Origin of the sequence: Gordonia sp. i37 (assembly GCF_002043085.1) — a bacterium.
GTDB classification, from domain to species: Bacteria; Actinomycetota; Actinomycetes; order Mycobacteriales; family Mycobacteriaceae; genus Gordonia; species Gordonia polyisoprenivorans.
Genome location: NZ_MVPX01000047.1, coordinates 1 through 11,147, shown reverse-complemented (window position 1 = coordinate 11,147; position 11,147 = coordinate 1). Strand labels below are relative to the sequence as shown.

At 65.2% G+C, this 11,147-nt stretch carries 19 protein-coding genes and 1 tRNA gene; 3 read left to right on the top strand and 17 right to left on the bottom strand.

Translation table 11 applies throughout. The features are described 5' to 3' along the window. Positions 1-85: 85 nt before the first annotated feature. From B1964_RS01790 to B1964_RS01735, 12 genes are all read right to left on the bottom strand, one after another. Positions 86-478: a P27 family phage terminase small subunit gene (locus tag B1964_RS01790; protein ID WP_139765594.1), complete on the bottom strand. Its 393-nt coding sequence runs from the start codon at positions 476-478 to the stop codon at positions 86-88. Positions 479-823: 345 nt separating this feature from the next. Further along, the gene (locus B1964_RS01785; protein WP_079928570.1) at positions 824-1,618 is read right to left on the bottom strand and encodes a hypothetical protein; all 795 of its coding nucleotides are present in this window, start codon (positions 1,616-1,618) and stop codon (positions 824-826) included. Next, on the bottom strand, positions 1,615-1,827 hold the full coding sequence (locus B1964_RS01780) for a hypothetical protein (protein WP_079928569.1): 213 nt from the start codon (positions 1,825-1,827) through the stop codon (positions 1,615-1,617). Before B1964_RS01780 ends, B1964_RS01785 begins: the two co-directional genes overlap by 4 nt. Next, positions 1,824-2,165, bottom strand: a complete 342-nt coding sequence (locus B1964_RS01775; protein WP_079928568.1) for a helix-turn-helix domain-containing protein — start codon at positions 2,163-2,165, stop codon at positions 1,824-1,826. The genes B1964_RS01780 and B1964_RS01775 overlap by 4 nt, the downstream gene beginning before the upstream one ends. Next, positions 2,143-2,343: a hypothetical protein gene (locus tag B1964_RS29860; protein ID WP_139765593.1), complete on the bottom strand. Its 201-nt coding sequence runs from the start codon at positions 2,341-2,343 to the stop codon at positions 2,143-2,145. Before B1964_RS29860 ends, B1964_RS01775 begins: the two co-directional genes overlap by 23 nt. After that, entirely contained in the window at positions 2,340-2,651 is a 312-nt protein-coding gene (locus B1964_RS01770; RefSeq protein ID WP_079928567.1) for a WhiB family transcriptional regulator, read from the bottom strand. The genes B1964_RS29860 and B1964_RS01770 overlap by 4 nt, the downstream gene beginning before the upstream one ends. 711 nt (positions 2,652-3,362) lie before the next feature. After that, positions 3,363-3,545: a hypothetical protein gene (locus B1964_RS01760; protein WP_139765592.1), complete on the bottom strand. Its 183-nt coding sequence runs from the start codon at positions 3,543-3,545 to the stop codon at positions 3,363-3,365. Positions 3,546-3,723: 178 nt separating this feature from the next. Beyond that, complete coding sequence (locus tag B1964_RS01755) at positions 3,724-5,268, bottom strand: hypothetical protein (protein ID WP_079928564.1); 1,545 nt, start codon at positions 5,266-5,268, stop codon at positions 3,724-3,726. Further along, a complete protein-coding gene (locus tag B1964_RS01750; RefSeq protein ID WP_253193849.1) occupies positions 5,265-5,645 on the bottom strand; it encodes a DUF2742 domain-containing protein in 381 nt (126 codons plus the stop codon). The genes B1964_RS01755 and B1964_RS01750 overlap by 4 nt, the downstream gene beginning before the upstream one ends. Before the next feature lie 350 nt (positions 5,646-5,995). Continuing rightward, complete coding sequence (locus B1964_RS29855) at positions 5,996-6,199, bottom strand: hypothetical protein (protein WP_139765591.1); 204 nt, start codon at positions 6,197-6,199, stop codon at positions 5,996-5,998. A 125-nt stretch (positions 6,200-6,324) separates the two neighbouring features. Next, entirely contained in the window at positions 6,325-6,717 is a 393-nt protein-coding gene (locus B1964_RS01740) for a hypothetical protein (protein ID WP_079928562.1), read from the bottom strand. Continuing rightward, positions 6,717-6,950, bottom strand: a complete 234-nt coding sequence (locus B1964_RS01735) for a DNA-binding protein (RefSeq protein ID WP_079928561.1) — start codon at positions 6,948-6,950, stop codon at positions 6,717-6,719. The genes B1964_RS01740 and B1964_RS01735 overlap by 1 nt, the downstream gene beginning before the upstream one ends. A gap of 116 nt (positions 6,951-7,066) precedes the next feature. On the opposite strand from B1964_RS01735, the gene B1964_RS29850 reads away from it, so the two are divergent. Then, entirely contained in the window at positions 7,067-7,645 is a 579-nt protein-coding gene (locus B1964_RS29850; protein WP_139765590.1) for a helix-turn-helix domain-containing protein, read from the top strand. Continuing rightward, positions 7,632-8,789, top strand: a complete 1,158-nt coding sequence (locus B1964_RS01725) for a tyrosine-type recombinase/integrase (protein WP_079928559.1) — start codon at positions 7,632-7,634, stop codon at positions 8,787-8,789. Before B1964_RS29850 ends, B1964_RS01725 begins: the two co-directional genes overlap by 14 nt. A 43-nt stretch (positions 8,790-8,832) precedes the next feature. Here the strand turns inward: B1964_RS01725 and B1964_RS01720 are convergent. From B1964_RS01720 to B1964_RS01700, 5 genes are all read right to left on the bottom strand, one after another. Next, positions 8,833-8,923, bottom strand: a tRNA-Ser gene (locus B1964_RS01720). A 68-nt stretch (positions 8,924-8,991) separates the two neighbouring features. After that, positions 8,992-9,201, bottom strand: a complete 210-nt coding sequence (locus B1964_RS01715; RefSeq protein WP_006371700.1) for a CsbD family protein — start codon at positions 9,199-9,201, stop codon at positions 8,992-8,994. Between the two features lie 137 nt (positions 9,202-9,338). Continuing rightward, positions 9,339-9,605 carry a hypothetical protein gene (locus B1964_RS01710; RefSeq protein WP_079928558.1) on the bottom strand — a complete coding sequence of 89 codons (267 nt, stop codon included), beginning with the start codon at positions 9,603-9,605 and terminating at the stop codon, positions 9,339-9,341. A gap of 71 nt (positions 9,606-9,676) precedes the next feature. Continuing rightward, entirely contained in the window at positions 9,677-10,135 is a 459-nt protein-coding gene (locus B1964_RS01705; RefSeq protein WP_035728543.1) for a nucleoside deaminase, read from the bottom strand. A 29-nt stretch (positions 10,136-10,164) separates the two neighbouring features. Continuing rightward, on the bottom strand, positions 10,165-10,707 hold the full coding sequence (locus B1964_RS01700; RefSeq protein WP_006371703.1) for a tRNA adenosine deaminase-associated protein: 543 nt from the start codon (positions 10,705-10,707) through the stop codon (positions 10,165-10,167). 72 nt (positions 10,708-10,779) lie between these two features. Here B1964_RS01700 and B1964_RS01695 point away from each other — a divergent pair. Beyond that, positions 10,780-11,147: prephenate dehydrogenase/arogenate dehydrogenase family protein (locus B1964_RS01695; RefSeq protein ID WP_139765589.1), on the top strand; the 368-nt coding region annotated here is incomplete at its 3' end.

Genomic DNA, 11,147 nt, shown 5'->3' with positions numbered 1-11,147 from the left:
GGGGGGGAGCCACAACTGTTCCCGCTCGACGATCAGGTCGCGGACGTAGCGGCCGAGTTCGGTGGCGGCGGTCAGCCCGCCGGGTCTACGCGCCACGACCCTGCCACCGCGCGTTCGCTGCTCGACGTGCTTGCACCGATCGCGGGCCACGAACCTTCGGGGCTGCCTCCTCGGGCACCGACAGGTCCAGCCGAGCCAGCAGCGCCGCGATCTGTTGGCGGCAGGCCCGCGCTTCACTGAGCATGGGGTGAGCGACCGGCTGACCCTGCGAGCCCTTCACCACCAGACGGTCGTCGGCGGCGAGAACCCCTTCGATCCGGGCCAGATCGTCAGCGGTGGCGCACGCTTGGCGTAGGCATTCCAGCTCACGGGCATCGAACACCAGGCCGTCAGCGGCGACCTGCGCGGCCAGCGTCTCCCACAGGGCGCGGCCGGCGGCACCCAACGGTGGCGCCGGGGCTTCGGGAACCTCACTCATGCTGCCTTACCTGCTCTCTGACCTGCGGATGTGGGAAAAACGGGGTGTGGGCATGCCGCACGCTGGACCAGAGCCGCTATGTATTCCGGCTGCCGTGTGGGGTGCGGGGAGGGTGTCCCCCCACCCCGCTGCGAGGCTCTGTGACGGGCGTCGACGCGCCACCGTGTGCGACTGACGTTTCGTCGAGGTGTGTTGCGCGAGAGGGCTTCTCATGGCCTGTTCCGTCTTATCGCTGGTCAAGGGCGGTGGCCGACCCCGACGACCTCCAGGGTCGTGTGGTCGGGGTCGGCCGGTTGCGTGGCGGCGCGGGCCGTACCCATTGGAAACGCGTCGCGCCACGCAAGTTCAGTGCGCCTGGGCGAGGGTGCCGTGAGTGGCGGCGTAGTCGGCGGCCTCGCGTTCGCGGTGGTCTCGATGCGCTTCGGCGAGGATCGCTCGAGCGGAACTGATCGTGTTGAGGCGCAAGGCGCTGGCGATCTGGTGCCACTTGCCCCCGCGTGGTCCGCCTGTTCCGTTCGGTTGGCTCAGTGCGCGGCCGACGAGGTCGAGGCGAGCAACGTCGGGTGTGTGCAGCGCGGCGCCGAGCCAGTTGCGGCCGTGCCACGGTTGGGGGGTGCCGAGGACTTCGAACCGGTCGGTGAGGGTGTGGGTAAGTGCGTCGACCTGGTCGAGGGTGGCGCGGTGTTCACCGATGGTGCGCCATGCGGCGATGAACTTGTCGTCAGCTTCGGCGAGATCGTCGGCTCTGACGGTGTGGTCGACGATCAGTGCGGCGTCGGCGATGGCTTTGCAGCTCTTGGTGAATGCGGGTCGGATGCTGTCGATGATCTCGTCTCCGGCCGGGCCTGCGATCTGCTCGGCGAACCGCTGCACGAGTGCCGCTTTGGCTTTCACCTTGAGGTCACCGGCGGTGATGGTCGGCTGGTGGAGTGCGGCATCGAGGACGTCGCCGGCGTTGTCTGCGGTCAATTCACCGCGCCGGACTAGTCCGGTGATGTCGGTGGGCTGGGGGCTGGTCCACGAGTTGACGGCCGCGATGGTGTCGATGGTGCTCTGGAGTTCGGCGGGCATGGTGCCGCCGAGGGCGGTCAGTTGATCGACGAGCGTGGTGATGTCGCCGGGGTGGGCGTTGGTGGTCACTTCGCGGGTCCTTTCGGTGCCCAGCCGGCGGGGTATGCCGGGCCGTCGTCGGCGGGCTTGGGTGCAGGCTTGCTGCCGCTTGGTGGTGTGGGTGGTTCGTCGTCGGCGGGGGGCCGGACTTCGGCGACGAGGGCGGCGAAGTCGTCGTCGGAGAGTTCTGAAAGGTATTGCTTGACAGCGGCTTCGAGGACGTCGGTGGGTTGGCTCATGGTGTGTTCCTGCTTTCGTGGTAGTCGATCACGGTGTGCCGAGGGAAGATCCACTGTTGTCCGAGGCGGGTGCCGTCGAGGTCGGCGGCGAGTCGGCGGACGTGTCGGGTGGAGCATCCGAGGAGTCGGGCGGCCTCGGTGGTGTCGATCTGCTCGGCTGGTTTCGAGGGTGCGCGCGCGGGTTCGGGTGTTCGTCCGGTAGCGGCCACAGCGGTGAGGCGTTGTCGCAGGGTTCGCGCCGACGCCGGGACTGGTTGGCCAGCGATCCGGCGGCGGCGCTCGAACTCGGCGAACACGTAGACGGCGCAGTCTGTTTCAGCTGCGGTCAGCGTGATCATGATCGGCCTGTCCGGGGCGGAGTCGACGGTAGTCCGGTTGCCCGTCGAGGTAGGCCCGTAAGCATTTCTCGCACGTCCACTGATGGATGGTGCCTTTCCAGGTGCGGCACGGACCGCGGCACTGCTTGCACACGAACGGCGTCCCGTCGCGGTCGCGGGGGTGGGTGGGAATGGTCATGCGGCGTCGTCCTTTCGAGGTCGTCCAGGGTGGCGGGAATCGGGTGTGCGGCCGGCGATAACAGCGCGAGTTGTGGGTTGAGTGTCGGCCCACTCGCGGCACGGGCCGAGCGCGGGACAGCGGTGACACAGGGCTTCAGCGGCCTCGTGCCGATAGGTTGCGTCGGCGGCATCCTCATCGGGGGCCTTCGGGTCAAACAGGGATTCGGAGCCGATGCACGCAGCGCCGTCGAGACGTGGACTACCCGTCAGGATTTCGGCGAGCAACGACACGATGCCGGGCTCGCGACGGTTACGGGTTGCGGTCATTGTTGATCACTTCCTTTCTCGGTTTCGTCGGCGACCCAGGCTGTCGTCGGACAGTGTTTGGAAATTGGCGACGCCGAGAATTCGTAGCGGCGCTTGGTCGAGCAGAATCTCTTGCCACACTGCGGGGAGAGTGGTCGACAGGATCGCGTAACGCAGTCGGAGGTATTGCACCCTCGCGGTGGCGGGTGGGTCGTAGATCATTTTGTCGGCGACGCGCCCCCAGCCAGGCGCAGTAGGTCATCATCGGGATCTGCGCGCCGATTGGGAGCCCTTGTTGTGCCCGCGCCTCGATGTGCCAATCGAGCGGGGAGCCCAGGGACCGCACGACGTCGTCAACGTGCTGGGTCATGCAGTAGCCGCACACGCAGTGTGGTGACGGGGAATCCCCATGCCCGACACGAAGAGCGTGGGCCACGCGCTGTCGGCCGTACTCGCCTGCGCGGTCATAGATGGACGGGAGGCACTGAGCAGGCTCGGAGAGGACTTCGATCTTGCCGTCGCGGGCGTATGTTTCTCCATCGGCGTTGCAGACCTCTAACACCATTGCGTCTGGGTCATCCTCGACTTTCGTGTGCGTGACGGTCAGCCACCACAGCCGCCACCCCCACAGGGCCTCTCGAGCGGGTATGCGTCCGCGGCGATCAAGCCCGGACCAGTCACGCTGTGGTGGGTCGGGAATCTCGGCGGTGAAGCCGTACGAGTCGGAGATGATCACGATGTCATCCTGTTGCGTCGTCGGTGTTCGGCGACTGCGTTGGTTAGTTCTGCGGCGAGGTTCGTGGCCTCGTCCGCGCGGAGTTCGAAGCTCCCGAGTTCGCCGGCGTCGATCCGGATCGGCCACTGGTTGTCGTTGGTGCAGCGGGCGCGTGGCTCGCCGTAACGTCTGGCTCTCACCACGGCTCCCCTTCATCGCCCTGATGGACCCGGCAGAGGTCACCCCACGACGACACGAGGTTGCGACACTCGGCTCCCGACTGGGTCGGGAACCCACACCGCGGCGACGGTGGCGGTGGTGCGGGTGGTCGATGCACGTAGGTGGCCGTCAAGCCGAACTTCAGCCGCTGGGTCTCGCTCACGCCGTCTGGTCCTTTCCGGTAGCGGTGTACTTGTTGCCGATGCGCTCGACATGCCCTTCGGTGATCAGTTCCTCGACAGCGGGAACAAAGAGATCTCGGGCGAGACGACCCGACAGTTTGGGTGTCAGGTATCCGCCCGACATTGATCCCTCGGTGGTGAGGACTTCCATCACTCGGCGCTTGACCGAGTCGGTGCGCTCCCGCTCGGTCATGTCTTTCTGCCCCTGCGTTGCGGGGACAAGACGCGGCTTCTGGTTAGAACCGGGGTGTTCAGTGTTCAGTAGGTGTTCAGGCCCTCTGTACTGGGCATTTAGGGGTTGAACAGGGTGTTCAGTGTTCAGCCCTTCTGATAGCGAATATCGGGTGCCTGACCCGGATGAGTCAGCAGTTATTGAGCCCTCGAATTCGAGGGCCATAGCGGCGCGATCGAAGAGATCTCGGTACTCGCGTCGACCGAGGGCGGCACGTAGCTTTCCGCCCGCGAGCGGCCCGCGTTCCAAGACTGTGAGGATTCGTCGCTTGACTGTGTCCATCCGCCGCTGGTCGATGAACTCCTCACCGGCTGCGCGCGACATCGCGCGTTCGCGGACCTTCTGTCGTGCTGATCGTTTGCTCTCGGCGATGACCCAATCGCGCGTCCGGTTGCTCTGCTCCATCACCACACCGGACAGTTCCCAGTCGAGTTCGGAGACCACCGATCGGTGGTGCAGGATCGCGAGGACCGCGGCCACCTTGCAACGTGTCAGCATCGCGTGACCGTCGAGCGCATCGGCGTCACCGCGTTGGCGGGCGATATGCGCGGCCTTGATCGTCGCGGGGATCTCGTCGGGTCCGTAGCCGATCTCGACGACACCGTCCATCCCGGGCGCCCACAGCGGTAGCCGGGTGTCAAGTGGTTCCGGATCGTCAGGTGCATCCTCGGGCATCTCCGGGTCGATCGTCATCGCCCACAGGAACCGTTGCGGGGTGCCGCCGGTGGTGTCGCTGAAGATCACCGAGCAGTGGGCGGGCTGCGCGCCGACCGACATGCACGCCCGGTACGAGTGCTCAGGAATGATCCTTGTGTTCGCCTCCGAGGCATTCGACTGGCCCAGCTGCTCACCCATCGCCATAGACTTCAATTGAGCCAGCAGAATCGATCCCTGGCGGCCCGCGAGACCGGCGAGGGTGTCGATCTCGGGCACGGTGATCAATGCGCGGGTGATCGGCTCTACGCCCTCCTTCTTCGGAGGGACGAACGTCGCGGCGATGCCCTCACCGGAGCCGATCGGTCGTTCGATGATCGGTGCCGGCCACGCCAGACGGGCGACCTTGTCGCTGATGCCCTTGCCGCCGCCTGACGGTGATACGAACGCCGCTAACAGATTCAGTGACGCGCGACCGCCGATCACCCCCGGCAACTGCACGTTGGGGTCGGTGGTGGCAGACACGCGAACGAGGACCTGGAGCAGGACCGCCCACGCAGCGGCGTAGCGGGCGTGTGCCCAGTCTCGGATGGTCCTGAGTTGGTCGGTGGCGGTGAAGAATTCGTCGTCGGTCACGATGCCTTCCGTTCGATGTAGGCGGCGTCTCTGCCGCGAATGCGTTGGGCCACGCGCGCCCAATCACGTGCCTGTGCGATCTCGATGGCCGCTGCCTTGCTTGCTTCTCTCTCGGCGTCGAGTCGGTCGAGTTCTTGCTCAAGAACCCACCGAGACCCGGCGACGAGTAGCGCCGCGGCCTTGCGGGGGTCGTCATCGTCGAGAGCGATCCACGCCGTCGAACCAGCGGTCGGGAGGACGGCCTGTCGGAGAGATACTGCAGTCTGCAGTTTTGTGCTGCCCGCGGCCGGTTGGCCGATGCTGTTGAGGGTGGGCACGACCGGCCGGCGGGCGAGGAAATCCCGCACCGCCAACCAGTCGAGCCCCGTTGAGGTCACCTATCCGTCCTGACTGCCTTTGGTCAGTCGATGACCACCGCGGAGGGTTTCACGCACAAGGTGACATGCGTCCTGCAACGAACCGAGGAATGCTTCGGCTTCGTCGGGGCGCATATAGGCGTCAACGTCTTTCGTAGCCCCGCTGATGTGGACATAGATTGAGGGCACACCAGTGTGTTCGTCCCACCGAATCCCAGTTCCCACAGCGGGGAACTGCCATCCCTCAACGCTTACGACTTCGGGGGCAATCCAGTCCATAGTCGCTGGTGTGTAAGCGATTTGACACCAGTGCGGCTCCTCCGGCGATTTACCCTGATCGCACCAGTCGATGTTGCAACCATGCTCGCTGCTCATCGCTGAACCGCCTTCTTGAGCTCGGCAGCTCGCAGACCGGCGCGAGCGATCGCCAAACCGAAACGGATCGCCGAAGCCGGGTCATCGAAGTCAACACCCTGATCGCCAGTCGCAGTTCCAGCGAACACACGCGGCGTCACGCAGAGTTCATCATCAGCAGCGAGGCCATCGCCCGGGGCGAACTGGTAGAGGTACACCACGAGGCCATCTCCCCCGTCGGTCTCGGCGCGTGTACCCGACAAGAAGGAGTCCGTCAGCCGCGTAGTGATTGCGGGGCCGGACGGCATGTGCGGCATGTCAGGGTCGGGGGTTATGGTGGGGTGCATCAATCCTCCTTGTGGGGGTTGGAATCGCCGTCGTCACCCGACCCGCCAAGATCAGCGGTGACGGCGGCATCTTCTTGTCCGGACAGATCAGTCCGGAGATTGTGGGTCCGCGCGAACATGTCGGCGGCGTCCTTCGCTGCGAACGCGAGGTCTCGCAGTCGGTCGCGGACCTGGCCATCCCGAGGGGTCTCGAGGACGACCTCGTGTAGCAGGTCGGCGGCACGGTCCAGCATGCGCAGCCGCACGTGCGGATCGAGGGTGTCGGGGTCGGCCTCGGTGATCGTCGGCGTGATCCGCTCACACGGCCGGGTGAACCGGCGCGGACCGCCGAATTCATCTGTGCCCATGCCGAGGTCGGCTTGGGCGTCGAGGGTGTCGTAGCGGCGGTTCATCAGGCCGCACCCGGATTGATGGTGTTTGCCTCCAAGTACAAGTGCACATCGGCCCAGCGGTAGAGGACTTTTCGTCCATGTTTCACATAGGCGATACCGCGGTTGTGGTAGCGATCCTGAGCCAACGCGGCGGTCGTGGTGTGCAGGAACTCAGCGACCTGCGTAGGTGTAGCGATGTCGGGATGAACCGCGGTAGCTGCGGATTTCGCCCGACTGACGTCAGTGGTGGACATCGATGATTCTCCCGTCGGTGATGCGATGACCAGCAATACCGAGTGATATTGATGATCAATCCATCGTTCTACCGCATGACGGATAACACCGCAAGTGCCCGCGTAAGCTGCTGGCTATGTCATCACAAGGAGATACTTCGGCGTGGGACCACCATCGGACGAGGCAGATCGGCGAACAGATACGCCGGCTGCGAGGTAAACGCTCGGCAGCACGAATAGCTGACCGGACTCGCGAGTTGGGCCACCCAATCGGTCGCGCAACCATCAGCGAGCTCGAGACCGGCCGCCGAAAGGCGATTACGGTTGCCGAACTAACCATTCTAGCTGCGGCGCTGAATGTCCCGCCGATTCTTCTTTTAACTCCAGGGCTGCCCGATCTCGACGTGGAGATGCTACCCGGCATTACCGTGCCGGCGTATGTGACGGACCAGTGGATCTGCGGAACTCCATCCCTCACTAGGGTTTTCGGCGACGATCCAGGAACCGAGGTCCGCAGACGCGACGAGCTTGCGAAAGTACGTCGATACGTTCGTCTTCGAGCCGAACTCGATCACGCACATTTTCAGGCCAAGCTGGGATTGGACTCCGACATGGAGGGCGAAATCGACCGTCTCACAATCGAAGTCGAGAGTCTGAGACAGGTACTTGCGAGCCTCGACTACGTCCAAAGCGGGTCGGCCGATGGCGACGATTGAGCGCTACACGACGAAGACCGGTGCCCGATACCGCGTCCGCTACCGCACACCGGATCATCGTCAGACCGATAAGCGAGGGTTCCGAACCAAGCGGGACGCCGAGGCATTCGCGGCCACTGTCGAGGTCGAGAAACTCACAGGCTCCTACGTGGCACCAACGCTGGCGCGCATTACGGTCTCGGAGTTGTCATCAGAGTGGTTGTCTCGCAAAGAGTCTGATGTCGCTCCCTCGAACTATCGGACTCTCGAGAGTGCCTGGCGCACGCACGTCGAACCGCAGTGGGGTCGTCGACGAGTCTCGGACATCGAGCTGGGCGAGGTTGAACGATGGATCGCAGAGATGAGCCGCACGGTCACTGATGCAAAGGGCGTTATCGTCAAGAAGGGCGCTGGGGCTACGACGATTATCCGAGCCTATGGCGTCCTGGCAGGCATCCTCGACGATGCGGTGAAGTCTCGACGTCTCGCCGCCAATCCTGCTCGCGGTGTGGAGAACCTGCCGAAGAAGGGCCGCAAGCGACACGTGTACCTGTCAGCGGCCGACGTTGAGCGTCTCGCCGTCGAGTCGGGTGATCATCGCGCCCTGGTGCTCACGCTGGCCTATTGCGGGCTGCGCTGGGGCGAACTGGTGGCGCTGCGCGTCCGCGACGTCGAGTTCCTGCGGAAGCGGCTGACCATCCACGACAACGCCGTGCAGCTCGGCGTGGAGCACGCCGTCGGACGGACGAAGTCGCGTAAGACCCGCTCGGTGCCGGTCCCCCAGTTCATCCTCGACGAGTTGTCAGCGCAATGCCGGGGCAAGGATCGCGACGATCTCGTGTTCCCCGGCCCGAGTGGCCGGTACCTGCCGCGGCCGAAGTCGACGCGCGGATGGTTCTCCGGTGCCGTGAAGCGGGCAGGGGTGCAGACCATCACGCCTCACGATCTGCGGCATACAACGGCGAGCCTCGCGGTGTCGGCCGGCGTCAACGTTCTGGCGCTCGCCCGGATGCTCGGTCACACCTCCGCGAAGGTCACCCTGGACGTGTACGCCGACCTGTTCGACGACGATCTCGACGCCGTTGCAGTCACCCTCAATCAGCGGTATTCGCCGCAGAGTGTGGGCAAGGTGTGGGCAGACGGGGAACCAGCCGACCAGCCCTAGAAAGCAAAACACCCCCTCACCTGTATCGATGAGGGGGTGTTTCTGGCGGTGGCGGAGGGATTTGAACCCTCGGTACGGGGTTACCGCACACAGCATTTCGAGTGCTGCACCTTCGGCCGCTCGGACACGCCACCGCCGAAGACTGTACCGCAGGCCCGTGTCCGGCCTTAAATCGGCTGGTCAGACGGGCAAACGGCGGGTATCAGTTACCGCTGAGCTTGTCCTTGATGTCGTCGACCTTACCCTTGACGGCGTCGGCCGCGTCGGCGATCTTCTGCTTGCCCTGGGCGACGGCCTGGTCGCCCTTGCCCTCGTTCTTGAGGTCCTGGTCGTCGGTCAGGCTGCCTGCGGCTTCCTTCCCGCGTCCCTTGAGCTCTTCGGCCTTGTTCTTGGCGTCATCGGATAGTGCCATGGTGAGCCTCCTCTGCCGGGTGCGCGCGCGGCGCGCACGTCGAGGCGATCGGATGATGCGTCCACGCCTGGTCTCGACGGGCCGCATGGGAGGGGGGTTGCCCCGCCTTCCACCGTACCGACCGGCAACCGGTGGCGTCAGTTACCCAACTTGCCCCTCAGCTCGTCGAATTTCTCCTTGGCGGTGCCCAGCGCGCCCTGCACCTTCTCGTTTCCGGCGAGCTCACCGATCTTTTCCTTCGCGGTGTCGAGGGCTTCGTTGACCTTCGGGTTCTCCGCGAGCTCGCCGATCTTCTCTTTCGCCGTGCCGAGGGCCTCGGCGACCTTGGGGTTGTCGGCGAGTTCACCGAGCTTCTCCTTGGCCGTACCGATGACCTCGTTGACCTTGTCGCTTGCGTCGGCCATGCCGTCCTCCTGCGGTTCGGGGTGGAATACGGATTTATCCGATGTCGTGCACCGTCAAATCTGCCACAGAGTCACAGGTCGCGGCGGGTGGTGAAGAAGTCGACCATCAGCATTCGGCACCGTTGCTCAAGGATGCCGCCGCGTACCTGTGGTCGATGGGTCAGCCGCGGATCACGAACCACATCCCAGAGTGAGCTCACCGCACCGGTTTTCGGTTCCCACGCCCCGAAGATCAGGGTGTCGAGGCGGGCAAGGCCGATGGCTCCGGCGCACATCGTGCAGGGTTCGACGGTGACGGCGATGGTGCATCCGGGTAGTCGCCATCCGTCCCCGAAGGCAGCGGCTGCCGCGCGCAACGCGAGGATCTCGGCGTGCGCGGTCGGGTCCGAGTCGGCCTCTCGACGGTTGGCTGCGCGGGCGAGTTCGACGCCTGCGGGATCGAAGACGACGGCACCGATCGGTACGTCGTCGTCACCGGAGAGGGCCGCCGCGTCGAGGGCGGCATTCATCATCGACTCCCACACCCGCATCTGCGCGGCGCCGGCGGGAGTCGCGGAGCTCAATGCCCGAGTGAGTCGAGCACGCGGGACAGTTCGTCGGCGAATCCGAGCCGCGCGGCGATCATCCCGATCTGCTCGTCGGCATAGAGGTCGGTGTCGCCGACGATGACGCCCATGACGGCGTCGGGCAGGCCGAGGTCGGACAGGATGCCGAGATCGCCCTCTTCCCACGGGTCGACGTCGTCGAGTTCATCGGGGTCGATGTCGGGGACGTCGACGTTCAGTGCGTCGAGCACATCGGCGGCCACGTCGTAGTCGATGCCGGCGGTGGCGTCGGAGAGCAGCATCCGCGCACCTCCGGGTGCCGGGCGGATGACGATGAAGAATTCCTCGTCGACGTCGAGCAATCCGAACACCGCGCCCGCCGACCGCAGGTCACGCAGTTGTCGTTCGGCGGCGTCGAGATCGGTGAGCGCGTCCGGTTTGAGTGCGGTGACCTTCCAGGCGGCATCCTCGCGCACCACCGCGACCGCGAAACCCTCCACGCCGTCGACGACGTCGTTGCTGTTGGAACCCGATACTCCCGCGCCGGCACCTGCCATGCAGGTCACGGTAGCCCGTCGGGGGCGTACTCCCCAAGTCCTACCCGCACCACGGCGATGTGGAAATCTGGGATGGTGACAGACATCCGCTCAACCCCGGTCTGCATTCTCGGTCTCGGCCTCATCGGCGGGTCGATGATGCGGGCGCTCGATGCGTCGGGCGCCTCCACCTTCGGCTACAACCGCTCGTCGGCGACCGTCGAGCAGGTCCGCGCCGACGGCCACGACGCGTCCACCGATCTCGTGGCGACGCTGCGCCGTGCCGCCGACACCGACGCGGTGATCGTGCTCGCGACCCCGGTCACCACAATCGAACCGATCGTGTCGGCGATCGCCGACCATGCGGCGGGCTGCCTGGTCACCGACGTCATCAGCGTGAAAATGCCTGTCGCCGAAATCTTTCGGCGGTTGTTCCCCGACGCCCGGTATGTCGGCGGGGA